18 protein-coding genes are annotated in these 15,872 nt (G+C 74.7%); 6 read left to right on the forward strand and 12 right to left on the reverse strand.

The window, feature by feature from the left end; all coding sequences use genetic code 11:
- Positions 1-270: 270 nt before the first annotated feature.
- A complete protein-coding gene (locus SERN_RS00115) occupies positions 271-693 on the forward strand; it encodes a DUF1844 domain-containing protein (protein ID WP_199241459.1) in 423 nt (140 codons plus the stop codon).
- Positions 694-742: 49 nt separating this feature from the next.
- On the opposite strand, the gene SERN_RS00120 is transcribed toward SERN_RS00115, so the two are convergent.
- Positions 743-1,510 (reverse strand): alpha/beta hydrolase, encoded by a 768-nt coding sequence (locus SERN_RS00120; RefSeq protein WP_135848134.1) that lies wholly within the window; start codon positions 1,508-1,510, stop codon positions 743-745.
- Positions 1,511-1,644: 134 nt separating this feature from the next.
- Here SERN_RS00120 and SERN_RS00125 point away from each other — a divergent pair, with 134 nt between their 5' ends.
- Positions 1,645-3,255 carry an HNH endonuclease signature motif containing protein gene (locus SERN_RS00125; RefSeq protein ID WP_135848135.1) on the forward strand — a complete coding sequence of 537 codons (1,611 nt, stop codon included), beginning with the start codon at positions 1,645-1,647 and terminating at the stop codon, positions 3,253-3,255.
- A gap of 26 nt (positions 3,256-3,281) precedes the next feature.
- On the opposite strand, the gene SERN_RS00130 is transcribed toward SERN_RS00125, so the two are convergent.
- Genes SERN_RS00130 through SERN_RS00160 form a run of 7 tightly spaced genes read right to left on the reverse strand, consistent with a single transcriptional unit; the run spans position 3,282 to position 8,447 of the window.
- Entirely contained in the window at positions 3,282-3,686 is a 405-nt protein-coding gene (locus SERN_RS00130) for a VOC family protein (protein WP_135848136.1), read from the reverse strand.
- A gap of 54 nt (positions 3,687-3,740) precedes the next feature.
- Entirely contained in the window at positions 3,741-4,547 is an 807-nt protein-coding gene (locus tag SERN_RS00135) for an SseB family protein (RefSeq protein ID WP_233251358.1), read from the reverse strand.
- Between the two features lies 1 nt (position 4,548).
- The gene (gene priA, locus SERN_RS00140) at positions 4,549-5,310 is read right to left on the reverse strand and encodes a bifunctional 1-(5-phosphoribosyl)-5-((5-phosphoribosylamino)methylideneamino)imidazole-4-carboxamide isomerase/phosphoribosylanthranilate isomerase PriA (protein WP_135848137.1); all 762 of its coding nucleotides are present in this window, start codon (positions 5,308-5,310) and stop codon (positions 4,549-4,551) included.
- A 53-nt stretch (positions 5,311-5,363) separates the two neighbouring features.
- Positions 5,364-6,023: an imidazole glycerol phosphate synthase subunit HisH gene (hisH, locus tag SERN_RS00145; RefSeq protein WP_135848138.1), complete on the reverse strand. Its 660-nt coding sequence runs from the start codon at positions 6,021-6,023 to the stop codon at positions 5,364-5,366.
- A complete protein-coding gene (locus SERN_RS00150) occupies positions 6,020-6,682 on the reverse strand; it encodes a hypothetical protein (protein WP_135848139.1) in 663 nt (220 codons plus the stop codon). Before SERN_RS00150 ends, hisH begins: the two co-directional genes overlap by 4 nt.
- A complete protein-coding gene (hisB, locus tag SERN_RS00155; protein WP_135848140.1) occupies positions 6,679-7,320 on the reverse strand; it encodes an imidazoleglycerol-phosphate dehydratase HisB in 642 nt (213 codons plus the stop codon). The genes SERN_RS00150 and hisB overlap by 4 nt, the downstream gene beginning before the upstream one ends.
- Positions 7,317-8,447 carry a histidinol-phosphate transaminase gene (locus SERN_RS00160; protein WP_135848141.1) on the reverse strand — a complete coding sequence of 377 codons (1,131 nt, stop codon included), beginning with the start codon at positions 8,445-8,447 and terminating at the stop codon, positions 7,317-7,319. Before SERN_RS00160 ends, hisB begins: the two co-directional genes overlap by 4 nt.
- 146 nt (positions 8,448-8,593) lie before the next feature.
- Between SERN_RS00160 and SERN_RS00165 the strand changes: the two genes are divergently transcribed.
- Entirely contained in the window at positions 8,594-11,065 is a 2,472-nt protein-coding gene (locus SERN_RS00165) for a RecQ family ATP-dependent DNA helicase (RefSeq protein WP_135848142.1), read from the forward strand.
- 3 nt (positions 11,066-11,068) lie between these two features.
- Here the strand turns inward: SERN_RS00165 and SERN_RS00170 are convergent, their stop codons facing one another.
- From SERN_RS00170 to SERN_RS00180, 3 genes are all read right to left on the reverse strand, one after another.
- Positions 11,069-11,350, reverse strand: a complete 282-nt coding sequence (locus SERN_RS00170) for a PspC domain-containing protein (RefSeq protein ID WP_135848143.1) — start codon at positions 11,348-11,350, stop codon at positions 11,069-11,071.
- A gap of 106 nt (positions 11,351-11,456) precedes the next feature.
- Positions 11,457-12,794, reverse strand: a complete 1,338-nt coding sequence (gene hisD / locus SERN_RS00175; RefSeq protein WP_135848144.1) for a histidinol dehydrogenase — start codon at positions 12,792-12,794, stop codon at positions 11,457-11,459.
- Between the two features lie 9 nt (positions 12,795-12,803).
- Positions 12,804-13,394 carry a P-loop NTPase family protein gene (locus SERN_RS00180; RefSeq protein WP_135848145.1) on the reverse strand — a complete coding sequence of 197 codons (591 nt, stop codon included), beginning with the start codon at positions 13,392-13,394 and terminating at the stop codon, positions 12,804-12,806.
- 29 nt (positions 13,395-13,423) lie between these two features.
- On the opposite strand from SERN_RS00180, the gene SERN_RS00185 reads away from it, so the two are divergent.
- The 3 genes from SERN_RS00185 to SERN_RS00195 are packed head-to-tail and all read left to right on the forward strand — an operon-like array spanning position 13,424 to position 15,263.
- On the forward strand, positions 13,424-13,648 hold the full coding sequence (locus SERN_RS00185) for an RNA-binding S4 domain-containing protein (RefSeq protein WP_135848146.1): 225 nt from the start codon (positions 13,424-13,426) through the stop codon (positions 13,646-13,648).
- Positions 13,649-13,680: 32 nt separating this feature from the next.
- On the forward strand, positions 13,681-14,589 hold the full coding sequence (locus SERN_RS00190) for a hypothetical protein (RefSeq protein WP_199241460.1): 909 nt from the start codon (positions 13,681-13,683) through the stop codon (positions 14,587-14,589).
- Complete coding sequence (locus tag SERN_RS00195; protein WP_135848147.1) at positions 14,586-15,263, forward strand: DUF4166 domain-containing protein; 678 nt, start codon at positions 14,586-14,588, stop codon at positions 15,261-15,263. Before SERN_RS00190 ends, SERN_RS00195 begins: the two co-directional genes overlap by 4 nt.
- 11 nt (positions 15,264-15,274) lie before the next feature.
- On the opposite strand, the gene SERN_RS00200 is transcribed toward SERN_RS00195, so the two are convergent.
- Entirely contained in the window at positions 15,275-15,868 is a 594-nt protein-coding gene (locus SERN_RS00200) for a GNAT family N-acetyltransferase (RefSeq protein WP_233251359.1), read from the reverse strand.
- Positions 15,869-15,872: the final 4 nt, after the last annotated feature.

Here is a 15,872-nt window from a genome sequence, read left to right on the forward strand (position 1 = left end):
CTGATGTGGTGCTCCTCGGTGTCGTGTCGGTGCGACCTCGGCGCACGGGAAAGGCCCCCGGACGCGGTGCGTGCGGAGGCCTCGACGGTCACGTGTGCGGACACACGCGCGGGTGGACGATGGGACGTCCACCCGACCGGAACCTGACCCGGATGACGGGACGAGGTGGGATGAGATCTCCGCTTGCAGACCGGCCCCCCACGTCGCAGGCACCGCCGCGAGGCGGGCGCGAGTGTGGAACCGGTTGGTCGACATGGAACACTACCAGACATGACCTCCCCCGACATCCCCGGCCCCGCCGCGCCCTCGCCCGCCACCACCGAGGGCGACGGCGGCGCCGTCGTCGCCGTGGACGAGCTCGACGCGAGCCGAGACATCGCGGACGTCCCCGCCGTCGAGATCATCGGGGCCGCTGCCGTCCACCTGATGAGCGCCGCCGCCGTGAAGTGCGGCCTGGCGCCCGACGCCGACGGCGTCGCGGGCGAGGACCTCAAGGACCTGGACGAGGCCCGCAAGCTCATCACCGCGCTGGCCGGCCTGGTCACCGCGGGCGCCCCCGAGATCGGGGACCGCCACGCGCGGCCGCTGCGTGACGGGCTCCGCACGCTCCAGCTCGCGTTCCGCGAGGCGTCGGCGTTCCCGGACGCCCCGGGCGACGGCCCCGGCGAGAAGTGGACCGGCGCCGTCCGCTGACCGCCGGCGGGGCTCAGCTCCGGAACGGGGCTCGGCTCCGGACCGGGGCTCAGCTGCGGATCGGCAGCCAGGCCAGGACGTCCTGGATCCGCGCGTCCCAGTAGCCCCACTCGTGCTCCCCCGTGGTGAGCGACGACGCCACCTCGACCCCGGCGTCGTCCGCCGCGGCCAGGAAGGCGTGCTGCATCGGCAGCAGATCGTCCTGCAGCCCGCACGCCACCATCAGCGACGGCAACCGAGCAGGGTCCGCGCGGGCGAGCAGGGCCAGCAGGTCGGCGTCGCTCCCGGCGATGTCCGCCTCACCGAACGCCGTGTCGTAGAAGTCAGACCGCGCCTGCCGGACCGCCGGGTGCGCCATGTGGAGCGCGCCCGACAGCGAGGCCGCTGCGGCGAAGCGCTCGGGCTGCGCGAGCGCCAGACGCATCGCGCCGTAGCCGCCCATCGACAGCCCGGCCACGAACGTGTCCTCGCGCCGGTCGGAGACCCGGAAGAGCTGCTGCACCAGCGCGGGAAGCTCCTGCGAGACGTAGGTCCAGTAGCGCTCGCCGTGGGCCATGTCCTGGTAGAAGCTGCGCTCGACGCGCGGCATCACGACGGCGAGGCCGTACTCGGCGGCGTAGCGCTCGATCGAGGTCCGTCGCATCCAGATCGTCTCGTCGTCCGAGAGTCCGTGCAGCAGGTAGAGCACGGGGGGATCGCCCGCGGACCGCGTCCCGCTCAGCCCGATCTGCGTCGTCGTGCGCTGCGGCAGGACGACGGCGACCGAGGTGCTCATCCCGAGCGACTCGGAGAACAGGGACGTGTGCGCGTAGGCCATGGTCCAGTCTCGCTCACCGGGGCCGTCGCGGGCTGTCCCCAGACGCCGGCCGAGGCCGCCGTCGTGCGAAATCTGTGGACGTCAATGTGGTGCAGGGCATTGATTGACGAACGCACGTTCGATAAAATTGACGCATGGACATCGGGGGCGGCGTGGCAGTGGCGGCGATCCGGCGCGCCGTCATCGCCACCAGCGAGGCCGAGGCGGGCCTGGTCACGCTGCTCGACGGCGCGTCGTGGGCGACGGCGGCGGACGCGGCTGAGGAGGTCGAGCGACTCGCGCGGGTCGTCCACCGGCTCCAGCTCCGGGTCGCGGGTGCGGTGGAGGCGTCGTCGCCGGCACGGTCCGGTGTCGAGGGCGACGACGGACCGGCCCCCTACCGCCGCGGATGCGATCTGCTGCGCACCCGCGTGCGCATCGGTGGCGCCGAGGCCCGCCGCCGCATCCGCACCGCCGCGGCGCTGCTGCCGGGGACAAGCCTCACCGGTGAGCCCCTCGAGGCGCGCTCGCCCGTGCTGGCCGTCGCCGTGGGACTGGGAGTGGGACTGGGACCGGATGGTGTGGTGCGCGTCGACGACGTGGACGCACGGACGGGCGGTGGGGTGGGCGGAGCGACCGACGACGACCGCACCCCCGGCGCCGAGGCGATCGCGGTCATCCTCCGCGTGCTCGACCGCGCGGCGGCGATCGCGCCGCCCGACGTCGCCGAGCACACGATGACCACCGACGCCGCGACGTTCGACCCCGGCACGCTCGAGCGGGTGGGGCAGCGTCTGCTCGCGCACCTCGACCCCGATGGTGACGAGCCGCGCGAGAAGGATCTGCGATCCCGCCAGGGGGTGCACGTCGGGGCCACGCGCGGCGGCCTGGCGCACCTCGACATCTGGGCCGACCTCCTCCAGGCGGAGGTCCTGCTCGGCGTGTTCGACGCCGGGACGAACCCGCGCGCCGCCGGCGGCGCTGGGCCCGGTACCGAGGCGGGTCCCACGGACCGGGAACGGGAGTCCGAGCCTCCGCTCGAGGACCGGACCCGGCCCCAGATCATGCTCGACGCCCTGATCTCCGCGTGTCAGACGGCGCTGCGCGCCGGCGAGCTCCCGCGCGTCGGCGGTCTGCCGCCCCGGCTCATGGTCACGATGGGGCTCGAGGACCTTCGGGCGCAGCTCGCGCCACCGGTGGCCGAGGATCGACGGGATGACGGTCCGACGTCGACGGCCGCGCGGACGGGTCTCGCCCTGCTCCCCCACGCCGGCCCCGTACCGGCAGCTAGGGTGCGGCGGCTCGCGTGCGACGCGGACATGATCCCCGTCGTGCTCGGAGGACGGTCCGAGATCGTCGACCTCGGACGCCGTCACCGGCTCGTCCCGGCATCGCTGCGTCGGGCGCTCGTCGCGCGCGACGGCGGCTGCATCTTCCCTGGCTGCACGATCCCGTCGACCTGGTGCGAGGCGCACCACGTCGTCCCGTGGATGTCGGGGGGACGGACCGACGCCGACAACTGCGTCCTGCTCTGCTCGGGGCACCACCACGCCGTCCACACCGGTCGGTGGCTGATCGTGCCGACGCGCGGGGACCCCGCGAGGACCCGTGCGTCCGGCACCCTCCCGGCGGGTTCGCTCCCCCGCGCCCCCGCGGCGATCGCACCGCTCGTCGGCACGTCGTTCGGCAGCATGCCGTTCGAGGTCACGTCACCGTGGTCGCACCGACCTGCCCAGCGGTGGAACGCCTACCCGCTCGGGGCGTGACGGTCGGCGCGGACGTGCTGAGGCTCTCAGCCGACGAAGATGCAGAACGGGTGCCCGGCCGGATCGACGTAGACGTAGAGGGGCTCGTCGGCGTCGTCGGTCCGGTCCAGCCGCAGCTGTGCTCCGAGCTGCAGGGCGCGCCGGTGCTGCCGTTCCAGGGACTCGCGGTCCGGGACGGTCAGGTCGAGGTGCAGCTGCTGCGGGACGTCGTCGTCGGGCCAGGTCGGACGTGCGAGCCGCTCCACCCGCTGGAACGCGAGCTGCCGGGTGCCGTCCGTGTCGGTCAGCACGAGCCAGTCCGGTGCCTCGTCGCGCTCGTCACCGGGGCGGTAGATCAGACCGAGCAGCTCGCGGTAGAACTCGGCGAGCCCGCGGACGTCCTCGGCGTCCAGGACGGTGTGCAGCAGGACGGGGTGATCGACGTCGGTCATCCAGCCAGTACAGCAGTGACGGGGCGGTGGGGTGAAGAGTCGTCGTGGCGTGCGTCAGGCCGTCGTCAGCGCCAGCTCGAGCGAGTCGACCCGCTCCGCCACCACGACGCTCTCCCCGAGCGCCTGCGCCGCCTGTCCGGCGACGACCTGGATCTGCTCCCTGGTCAGTCCGGCCACCACGGCGAGCTCGATCTTGACCTCGGCGCGCGTGCCGGCCACGACGACGACGCGACGCACGCCGTCGACGGCCGCGACGACGTCGCGCACCTCGGCGACGACGAGCGGATCCGCCAGCGCCGGCACCCACGCCTCACCGCGGGCGAGCGCCCACACGGCCGGGCGCGGGACGACCACGGGGTCGGCGGACCCGGCGTCCAGCACCAGTACTCCTCCGGCCTCGTCCACGGCCGCCATCGCCGTGCGCGGGCCCTGGTGCGGAACCGGGCGGGCGTCCCGACGCCACGCCGCCAGCTCGGTGACGCTGGAGAAGACGGGCAGGGCCTCGCGGCCGTCCGGCGTCCGGACGGTCACCAGGGCCGCCGACGCGTGACGATCGCCGTGGTGGTCGACGGTGGGCTCGTCCTGGGAGGCGGTGCCGACCCGCTCCCGGCGGCCGGTCAGCTTCTCCCGCACGTCGGCGTCGTGCTCGGTCTCCTCGTGCGCGACGACCGGGACGAGCACCCGCTCCTCGGCCAACGCCCGCACGACGGCGCCGATCCGGTCCGCACCGGGCGGCAGGCCGAGGGCCGCGGCGAGCAGCGGCGGGCACGTGCCGTCGTCGCCCGCGAAGGCCGACGCCGGCGGGAGCTCGCGCGGCGCCCGCTGCTCACCGGTGCGCGGCAGGAAGTCGCCGATCGGCACGTCAGGACCCCGGGCGTCCGGCGACGTCGAGCGCCTCGGTGATCGTGAACGCGCCCGCGTACAGCGCGGTTCCGACGATCGCGCCCTCGACGCCGGTCGGAACCAGCTCCCGGAGCGCCGCCAGGTCCGCGAGCGTCGAGATGCCGCCCGAGGCGATGACGGGGGCGTCCGTGCGGGCGCAGACCTCGCGCAGCAGGTCGATGTTCGGGCCGCGGAGGGTCCCGTCCTTCGTGACGTCCGTGACGACGTAGCGCGCGCAGCCGGCGGCCTCGAGCTGGTCGAGGACCGCGTCGAGCTCGCCGCCCTCCTGCGTCCAGCCCCGCGCGGCGAGGCGCGTGCCGCGGACGTCCAGCCCGATCGCGATCCGATCGCCGTGCTCGGCGATGGCCGACGCGGTCCAGTCGGGGTCCTCGAGCGCTGCGGTGCCGATGTTGACGCGACGCACCCCGGTCGCGAGCGCCCGACGCAGGGACTCGTCGTCCCGGATGCCGCCGGACAGCTCGACCTGGATCCGGTCGGAGACGCGCTCGACGATCGAGGCGAGCAGCTCGTGGTTCGACCCGCGACCGAACGCCGCGTCGAGGTCGACCAGGTGCAGCCACGGCGCTCCGGCGTCGACCCAGCGCATCGCCTGGTCGTACGGGTCGCCGTACTGCCCGCCCGAGCCCGCGACGCCCTGCACGAGCTGGACGGCCTGGCCCCCCGTGACGTCGACGGCGGGCAGCAGCTGGAGGACGGGCTGGGTGGTCGGCTGGGAGCTCATGTCTTCTCTCGATCGGGGTGGATCCGGTGGATCTGGTGGAGCGGGGCGCACCGTCAGGGGCGGAGCGTGCCGACCCAGTTGCGCAGCAGGCGCGCACCGGCGTCGCCGGACTTCTCGGGGTGGAACTGGGTCGCGCTCAACGGCCCGTTCTCGACGGCGGCGACGAACCGCGAACCGTGCTCGGACCACGTGACGCGCGGCGGCGTCAGCGCGGTGGTCCCCGCCTCCGCCAGCAGGTCGGCGGGGTCCGTGGCCACGCCGTAGGAGTGGACGAAGTAGAACAGCTCGTCCTCGACGCCGCGGAACAGCACGGTGTCGGCGGGCGGCTGGACGCCGGACCACCCCATGTGCGGGACGATCTCGGCCTCGAGGGGTTCGACCACCCCGGGCCACTGGTCGAGGCCGACCGTTCGGGAGCCGTGCTCGACCCCCGCGGCGAACAGCACCTGAAGCCCGACGCAGATGCCCAGCACGGGGCGACCACCGGCGAGGCGACGCTCGACCATGCGGTCACCCCCGACGGCGAGCAGCTGCTCCATGACCGCGGCGAAGGCACCGACGCCCGGGACGACGAGGCCGTCGGCCGAGGCGACGAGCGCCGGGTCGGCCGTCAGGGTCACGTCGGCCCCGGCGCGCTCGAGCGCCCGGACGGCCGAGTGGGTGTTGCCGGAGCCGTAGTCCAGGACGACGACTGTCGGACGCGACTCGCTCACTCCGGCTCACCGCCGTCCTTGCGCCGCCTGCCGAAGAACGACCGGCCGCCACCGGCGCTCGGGAGGTCGGAGGAGCTGATGTAGCCGTCGACCTGCGGCGCCTGCACGAGACCGATGAGGAGTCGTTCGGCGACGGCGTCGGCCTGGGCGAGGACGAGACCGGGCGGCGGCTCCTCGACGATCTGACCGCCGCGGTAGCGGCGGGCCTTCACCTGTCCGGAGATCTCACCGCCGATCTCCTGCACTCGCGCGGCGAGCAGGACGACCTCGCTGCGCGCGGCGACCGAGAGCGACGCGCCCAGCGCCTCAGCCTCGAGCGGGATGCCGCTGAGCAGCTCGCCCGGATCGGTCTCCGACTCGAGCTGCTCGACGTAACGCACCGCGATCGCCCCGCGCGCCGACGGCACGACGGCGGCCTCGATGCCCGCGAGCGACAGCAGCGAGGCGAGCACCTTGGCCTGCCGGACGGAGGTCAGGACGACCGCCGTCGTGTGGATGACGGCGGGCTCGGCCGGTTCGGCCGGTTCGGCGGACTCGGTGACGCCGGACCCGTCGTCCCCGGCCGGCGCCGCACCGCCGTCGCCGGCGAAGAGGCTCGAGAGGTCGTCGGGCACGACGAGGCCGTCGGGCAGCTCGTCCTCACCCCGGCCAGCGGTCACAGCGCACCCTTCGTGGACGGCACGCCGACCACGCGGTCGTCGTGCGCGACAGCGGCGCGCAGGGCGCGCGCGAGAGCCTTGAACTGGGCCTCGACGATGTGGTGCGGATCGCGGCCCGCGAGCACGCGCACGTGCAGGCAGATGCCGGCGTGCAGCGCCAGCGACTCGAGCACGTGACGGGTCAGTGACCCCGTGAAGTGTCCGCCGATGAGGTGGTACTCCTGCCCGGCCGGCTCGCCCTCGTGGACGCAGTACGGGCGTCCGGAGACGTCGACGACGGCGAGCGCGAGCGCCTCGTCCAGCGGCACGGTCGCGTCGCCGAAGCGCGCGATGCCGACCTTGTCGCCGAGCGCCTCGCGCAGGGCCTCGCCCAGCACGATGGCCGTGTCCTCGACGGTGTGGTGGACGTCGATGTGGGTGTCACCGCTGGCGCGGACCGTGAGGTCGAAGCGCGCGTGCGTCCCGAGCGCGGTCAGCATGTGGTCCCAGAACCCGACCGTGGTGTCGACGTCGACGACGCCGCTCCCGTCGAGGTCGAGCTCGACCAGGACGGTGGACTCCCGGGTGGTGCGCTCGAGGCGCGCGCGGCGCGCGGGCCGGCCGCCCCGGTCGGGGGTGGTGGTCTCGTCCGTGCTCATCCCAGTACCTCCACTAGTGCCTGTGTGAACGCCGCCGTCTCCTGCGGGGTGCCGACGGTGACGCGGAGCCAGCCGTCGGGACCCGTCTCGCGGATGAGGACGCCGCGGTCCAGCAGCCCCTGCCAGACGGCGTGCCTGTCCGTGAACTTACCGAACAGGATGAAGTTCGCGTCGCTCGGGACGGCGTCGAGGCCGTGCTCGAGCAGCCACGTCGCCAGCGCGTCGCGCTCGTCGCGCAGCGACGCGACCTGCGCCATGAGCTCGTCGGTGTGCGCGAGGGCCGCGAGCGCCACCGCCTGCGTGACGGCCGACAGGTGGTAGGGCAGGCGGACGACCCGGAGCGCGTCGACCAGGGCGGGCGCGGCGGCGAGGTAGCCCAGGCGAGCACCGGCGAGACCGAACGCCTTGGACATCGTGCGCGAGACCGCCAGGTGCGGGTTGGCGCCGAGCAGCGTCAGCGCGCTCGGCACCCCCGCGCGGCGGAACTCGGCGTAGGCCTCGTCGATCACGACGACGGTCGCGGCGCCGTCGGGGCCGGTCGTCCGCGCGACGTCTAGCAGGTGCTGCACCGTGTCGAGCGGGAGGGCCGTCCCGGTGGGGTTGTTCGGGCTCGGCAGGAGCACGACGGCGGGGCGCACCTCGCGCAGCAGCGCCGCGGCGGCCTCGGGGTCGAGGGAGAAGTCCTCCTCGCGGCGTCCCGCGACCCAGGCGGTGTTCGTGTCGCGCGCGTACTCGGGGTACATCGAGTAGGTCGGGGCGAACGACAGCGCCGTGCGGCCGGGGCCGCCGAACGCCTGCAGCAGGTGGAGCATCACCTCGTTGGAGCCGTTCGCGGCCCACAGGTGGTCGGCGTCGAGCCCCCCGACGTCGGACTCGCGCTCGAGGTAGGTCGCCAGCGCGGTGCGCAGCTTGCGGAACTCTCGGTCGGGATACCGGTTCAGACCCCGCGTGGCGACGGCGACGGCGGCCGCGACGTCGGCCACGACGGCCTCGCTCGGCGGGTAGGGGTTCTCGTTGACGTTGAGAAGGATCGGCACGTCCAGCTGGGGCGCCCCGTAGGGCTCCTCGTGCGCGAGCTCCGGGCGGATCGGCAGCCGGGGAGCGTCGGGGAGGGGCGTGGCGGTCACGGTGCACCAGTCTAGGCGGCGCGGCCGCGCGTCACCGGCGCGTCCGGCGGTCGGGCGCCGGGACGCCGCGTGCCTCCCACGGCCGTCCACAGGGGGCGCACCGGCGGGTGCCGACCATGTCCGACCCCCCGCGTACGGTGATCGACATGACGGACCTGCCCCCGCTCGAGGAACCGCCCTACGACCCCGAGTACGACGACGCGCCGCCCGACACCGGTGGCCCCGGTGGCGGCAGCAACCGGGAGGAGACCGGGGGTGCCGGTCGGCGCGCGAGCGGTGGACGGGAGCCGGCGGGGTCGGACCGGCGTTCGGAGACCCGCACCTCGGAGACGCGAACCTCGGGGACCCGGACGTCGGAGACCCGGACCTCGGTGACCTCGCCCCCGGCGACGCCGATCGAGACCGTGGTCCGCGAGGACGTCGAGTCCTCGGACGAGCTGCGGTCCGAGGCCGAGACGGCCCTCCGGGCGCTCGTGGGACGTGACGACGCCGTCCTGCGCGAGGACCAGTGGCGCGCGATCAGCGCGTTGGTCGCCGACCGCGCTCGGGCCCTCGTGGTGCAGCGCACCGGGTGGGGCAAGTCCGCGGTCTACTTCGTCGCCACCAGCCTGCTGCGCGCCCGCGGTGCGGGTCCGACGGTCATCGTCTCGCCGCTCCTCGCCCTCATGCGCGACCAGGTCGCTGCGGCGTCGCGCGCCGGGATCCGCGCGGTGACGATCAACTCGGCCAACGTGACGGAGTGGGACGGCATCCACGCCGACATCGCCGCGGGCGAGGTCGACGTCCTGCTGTGCTCCCCCGAGCGCCTGAACAACCCGGCGTTCCGCGCCGAGGTGCTCCCCCGCCTGGCCGCGACCGCCGGGCTGGTGGTCGTGGACGAGGCGCACTGCGTCTCGGACTGGGGACACGACTTCCGTCCCGACTACCGCCGCATCCGCACGCTGCTGGAGACGCTGCCGCCGGGCACCCCGGTGCTCGCGACGACCGCGACCGCCAACGAGCGGGTCAGCACCGACGTCGCGGAGCAGCTCGGGGCCGGGCTGGCGTCGACCACGACCGGGGGCGCGGCCGTCGGCACGTCCGGGGGCGCGGCCGGGGCGGGCGAGGTCCTCGTCCTGCGCGGCTCGCTCGCCCGCGACTCGCTCCGCCTCGCGGTCCTCCCCCGCGCTGACGCCGCCGTCCGCGTCGCGTGGCTGATGGAGTACCTGCGGGGCGTGGAGGGGTCGGGCATCGTGTACTGCCTGACGGTCGCGATGGCCGAGGAGGTCGCCACGCAGCTGCGCGGCGCCGGGCTCGACGTCGCCGCGTACACCGGCCGGACGGAGCCGTCCGAGCGTGAGCAGCTCGAGGCGGACCTGCTGAGCAACCGCGTCAAGGCCCTGGTCGCGACCTCCGCGCTCGGCATGGGCTTCGACAAGCCGGACCTCGGCTTCGTGGTGCACCTCGGTGCGCCGAGCTCACCGATCGCCTACTACCAGCAGATCGGTCGTGCGGGTCGCGGGGTCGCGAGCGCCGACGTCGTGCTCGCGCCCGGACCCGAGGACCGAGCGATCTGGGACTACTTCGGCTCCCTCGCCTTCCCGCCCGCCGAGACCGTCCACCAGGTCCTCGAGGCACTGGCGGGCTCGCCCGACCGCATCGCCTCGACGGCCCGGCTGGAGACCGCCGTCGATCTCCGCCGCTCCCGGCTGGAGATGATGCTGTCGGTGCTCGACGTCGACGGCGCCGTCTCCAAGGTGCGTGGCGGCTGGCAGCTGACGGGCCAGGAGTGGGTCTACGACGCCGAGCGGTACGCCCGTGTCGAGCAGGCCAGGCTCGCGGAGCAGGCCTCGATGATCGCCTACGAGAAGCTCGACGGCACCGACGCGTGCCGGGTCGCCTACCTGCGGCGCCAGCTGGACGATCCCGAGCTGCCCGCCGACTGGCGGTGCGGACGCTGCGACCTCTGCGACGGGCCGTGGGCGCCCACGCTGCCCGGTGCCGACGCCGCCGAGGACGTCAGGGTGAGCCTCGCGCGCGCGGGGGTCGAGATCGTGCCGCGGCGGCAGTGGCCGACCGGCATGCCGGGGATCGGCATCGACCTCGCGGGTCGCATCGCGGTCGACGACCGCTCCGAACCGGGCACGGCCCTGGCCCGGATGGACGGCATCGGTCTCGCGAGCAGCGTGCGCGACGCGGTCGGGCCGTCGGCGACCGACGGCCAGGTGGGTCCGGAGCTGCGGGCCGCGACCCGCGCCGTGCTCGAGCGGTGGATCACCGGCGGGGGGATCCGGGTCGACGGCGTCGTCTCGGTGAGCTCCGCGACGCGACCGCAGCTGGTGGACCACCTGACGCGCGGCGCGGCCGCCGTGCTCGGGGTGCCCGTGGTCGGGCGGTTCGTCGCCCGAGGGGGGATGCCGCCCGGCCGTCACGACCTCAACTCGGCGCAGCGGCTGGCCGTCGTCGACCGTCGGCTCGAGCTGGAGCTGTCCGACGGCGCCCGCGCGGGTCTCGCGAACCGCACCCTGCTGCTGGTCGACGACTACACCGACTCGGGGTGGACCCTGACCCTGGCGGCCCGCCTGCTGCGACGAGCGGGCGCCGTGGCGGTCCACCCGTTCACGCTCGGGGTCCGCTGACCGTCAGGCGTCGTACGGACGGGGGCCGGCACCGCCGGACCCGTTCGACCCGCTGAAGGCCTTCTGGAGCGGGATGGAGCCGTCCTGCCACGGCAGGAGCAGCCACGCGACGGCGTACACGGCCCAGCTGAGCACGGGCAGGATCATCAGGATGAGGACGACGACGCGCACCAGCGTGAGGTCCCAGCCCCACTGGCGCGAGATGCCGGCGCAGACGCCACCGATCAGGCGGCCGGGGCCGCGACGGAAGCCGGTGTTGCGGATCATGTCGTAGAAGGAGTTCATGACCTCGACGGTAGGCGCGTCGCCGTCGCACCGCTATCGGGGATCGGCCTGATCCTGACCCCGAGCCCTCCCCCGACGGGCTGACCCGCCCGCGAGCGGCGCCCGCTCAGAGGCGCGCCTGCGCCGCCTCGCCGTGAGCCGGCAGGTCCTCGACGTTCGCGAGCGCCACCAGCGGCTCGGTCACGGCCGCGAGTGCCTCCCGCGTGTACTCGATCACCTGGACCGACTTCATGAAGCTCATGACGCCGAGACCCGAGGAGAAGTGCGCGCAGCCTCCGGTGGGCAGCACGTGGTTGGACCCGGCCACGTAGTCGCCGAGCGACACGGGCGAGTAGGCCCCCACGAAGATGGCCCCGGCCGAGCGCACACGCTCGGCCAGCGCGGCGGCGTCAGCGGTCTGGATCTCGAGGTGCTCGGCCGCGTAGGCGTCGACGACCGCCAGGCCCTGCTCGACGTCGTCCACCAGCACGATTGCCGACTGCGGGCCACCCAGCGCGGTGCGCACGCGCTCACCGTGCTTCGTGCTCGCGGCCCGCGCCTCCAGGCGTTCCTCGACGGCGGCGGCCAGCGCGAGCGAGTCGGTCACCAGCACGCTGGCGGCGTTCGGGTCGTGCTCGGCCTGGGAGACCAGGTCGGCCGCCACGTGGTCGGGGTCGGCCCCGGCGTCGGCGAGGATGCCGATCTCGGTCGGCCCCGCCTCGGAGTCGATGCCGACCACGCCGCGGACGGCACGCTTGGCCGCCGCGACGTAGATGTTGCCGGGACCGGTGATGGTGTCGACCGGCGCGCAGAGCTCGACGCCGTCGCCGCCGTCGGCCTCCTCGCTGCCCACCGCGCCGTAGGCGAACATCGCCACGGCCTGCGCCCCGCCGACCGCGTAGACCTCGCTCACGCCGAGCAGCGCGCACGCCGCCAGCACGGTCGGGTCGGGCAGGCCGCCGTTGTCGCGCTGCGGCGGGCTGGCCACGGCCAACCCCTCGACGCCGGCGACCTGGGCCGCCACGACGTTCATCACGACGCTCGAGGGGTAGAGCGCGAGACCGCCGGGCACGTACAGGCCGACGCGCCGCACGGGCACCCAGCGCTGACGCACCTGCGCACCGGGCCCGAGGTCGGTGCTCGTGGCCCGCGGCAGCTGCGCGGTGTGGCCGGCACGCACCCGCGTCGCGGCGAGCTCGAGGGCGGACCGCAGGGCCGGGTCCAGGCGCGCCAGCGCGGCCTCGAGCTCGGCTGCGGGGACGCGCACGTGGGTGGGACGGACGCCGTCGAACTTCTCGGCCAGGTCCCGCAGCGCAGCGGCGCCGCGGGCGCGCACGTCGGCCAGGATCGGCTCGACCGCGCCGGTCGCCGCGGCGACGTCGAGCGGTGCGCGAGGGATGGCGCGGCGCAGCTCGGCGGTGGTCAGGGTGCGGCCGCGCAGGTCGATGCGGGAGATGACGGGCATGAGGCGATTCTAGGAGGGCTGTGCCGCTGCGAGCGCCCGCAGCCATCGTGCGACCGCACGGCGCCCGGCGAGCCTGATCACCGGTGCGCCGGGATCGGCGTCGAGCACCGCCGTCATCCGCGCACGGAGCACCGGGTGCTGCACCCACGCCCACCGCACCACGTTCTTCTCGGGGTCCAGGTGCAGCCAGCTGCCGGGCGACTCGCGGTTGCCGTGCCAGAGCTCGGTGCGCCGCAGCCCGCGCGACACCGTGCGCCGGACCACCTGCCACATCACGAGCGGACGGGGGTGGTCGAGCCAGACGAGCACGTCCGCACCCCCGGGCGTGCCGGGATCGAGCAGACCCTGCATCCGCGAGGACCAGTTCCCGTCCGCCACCCAGCCGCCGTCGCTCTCGTCGCTCGCCTCGACGAACGCCCGCACCGTCCGGAGCGCCTCGTCGAGGTCGCGGTAGGTCCAGCCCGCGTCCCAGAAGACGGCGTCGAGCTCGAGGTGCTGCACCCCCAGGATCGCGGCGACCCGCCCCGCCAGGCGCGTCTTGCCCGAACCCGACACCCCGACGATCCGGACACGGCGGACGGCGCGGAGGTCGGTGGTCACCGCGCGAGGCTACGCGGGATGATGGGCGCATGGACATCGAGATCCGCGACGACATCATCCGCCTGGGCCAGCTCCTCAAGCTGGCCGGCCTGGTCGACGACGGCAGCGACGTCAAGGACCTGCTGTCCGACGACGCCGTCAGCGTGGACGGCGAGGTGGAGACGCGTCGCGGCCGCCAGGTCCCGGTGGGCGCCGTCGTCGAGATCGACCTGCCGCAGGGCGTCCGGACCCTGCTCGTCGTGCGTCAGCGCTGACGGCGCCCGCGGTCGCCAGGACACCTACGCCGATGCGTCACCGCCGGTCGTCGTCCCGCTCCCGTGAGCGCCGGCAGATCTACGTCGAGACCCTCGTCCGCACGCCGGGCGAGCGCGCGGTCGACCGGCTCTGGCACCTCACGCAGGACCCCCTGCTGCACCCGCGGTGGGACCTGCGCTTCACCCACATCACGCCGGACGGCGCACCTGGCGCGACCGGGCACCAGCGCTTCCGGTACGAGATCCGCCCACCCGGTGCGCTCGGGCGGCGGTGGGCCCTGCGGGGCTGGGGAACCTCGGTCGGCCACCGGCGCGACGACGACGGCCACGGCACCTCCGCCCTCCGGTTCCACCCCGACGACACGCTCTCGCCGCTGGGTCCCGGGTCGGGGTACTGGCGCTACGTCCCCACCGACGCCGGGGTGCGCTTCCTGACCGGCTACGACTACGAGCCGGGATGGGGGCGGCTCGGCGCCGGACTCGACCCGCTCGTGGTCCGTCCCCTGGTCGGCTGGGCGACGGCATGGAGCTTCGACCGCCTCCGGCTGTGGGCCGAACGGGGCGTCGACCCGTCGCGCTCGCGCGACGCCGCGCTCGTCCAGGCCGTCGCGCGCCTCGCCGGTGTCGCCGGCGGCTCGCTCCTGGTCGGACGTGGGGTGGCCGAGGCGATCGGACGCCCCGGCGACGCGTGGTCGTGGAGCGCCGTCGGCGCCGCGGTCGCCGCCGGGGCCGCCCTCGTCACGGCGGCGGCGGGCGTCCCGACACCGGCCCGGGTGCCGTCCGCACGTCGGACGGTGCGCCGACCGCCGGACCGCCGCGCCGCACGGGCTCCCCGCAGCCTCGCGACCCTGACCGCACCCGTGGACCCCGGACCGTCCACCGGGCCCGCACCGGCCGTCGACCGACCACCACCGACCGACCACGAGGGAGCACCGTCATGAGCATCGTCCTCGACGCGCTCGGCAGCGACGCCGACCGCCTCCACCCCGAGCTGCAGCGCCGCTTCGGCGCGAGCACCACGGCCGGGTACTCGTGCCTGGGTCGCGGAACGATGGATCGGATGTGGCACGGCCCGGCCTGGACGCTGCCCTTCCTGCACCTGGGCGCGTGGCGCAACATCCTCGTCCCCGAGGCCGGCCACGACATCCCCTTCACGATCGAGAACTACGCCTACGTCGACGCGCTCGGTCGCGAGAGCCTCTCCGTCGTGCGGACCTTCGAGGTCGGTCCCGGCCGGCGGCGTCGGTTCGACGCGACCCTCGTCGCGGACGGCCCCGGCCGGGTCCTGGACTACCTCGGCACGCACCAGCACCTCGCCGTCGATCTCGAGCCCGCCGTCCTGCCCGACGGCGGCCTGCAGATCCTCTCGCGCGGTCAGCGGTTCCACGAGGGCCCGGTGTCGTTCCGCTTCCCGCTCGCGCTGTCCGGGACGGCCGTGCTGCGCGAGGGCTACGACGACGCGCGCGGCCGGTTCACCATCTCGGTCGCGGTCTCCAACGACCGCTTCGGGCCGCTGGCGGGCTACGACGGCACCTTCACGTGCGAGTACCCGACCGTGGTCGGCGACGCCGTCCCCGCCTCCGCGCGACCGCTGCGGGAGGAGCCCCGGCGCTGAGCGCCGTAGGCTCAGCCCTCGGCCGCCACCTCGCGGTCGGTCCGCAGGACGGCCATCAGCACCGTGTCGCTGCGGACGCCGTCGAACACGTGCTCGTCACGCAGCAGGCCCTCCACGGCGAACCCGGCGCTGGCGTAGGAGCGGCGGGCGCGCACGTTGTCGGCCTGGACGTCGAGCGAGATCCTGTGCAGGTCCGTCGTCGCGAAGGCGTGGTCCAGCACGAGGCGCACCGCCTCCGTCCCCAGACCGCGGCCGCGGCCGTCCGGACCCACGAGGATCCGCAGGTTGCACGCGTCCTGCCCGGGGCGCAGCTCGTTGAGCACCACCTCGCCCACGCAGCGTCCGCTCGCGCGGTCGATGATCGCGAGGTCGAGCCGGTCGGCCTGCGCGGAGCGCGAGGAGTACCACCGACGCGTGCGGTCGTCGAGCTCGGGGTCGGCGTCCGCCACCTCGGCCGTCGTGGTCACGGAACCGGTGAGGCGCAGCACCTCGGGGTCGGCGAGGACGGGCCCCATCGCCTCGATGTCGTCGGGGCGGAACGGCCGCAGCACGACGCGCTCCCCCACGAGGGTCGGCTTGACGGCGAAGGCGTCGGTGGCGGTCACGGCG

Origin of the sequence: Serinibacter arcticus (assembly GCF_004786095.1) — a bacterium.
In the GTDB taxonomy this organism is placed as follows: domain Bacteria; phylum Actinomycetota; class Actinomycetes; order Actinomycetales; family Beutenbergiaceae; genus Litorihabitans; species Litorihabitans arcticus.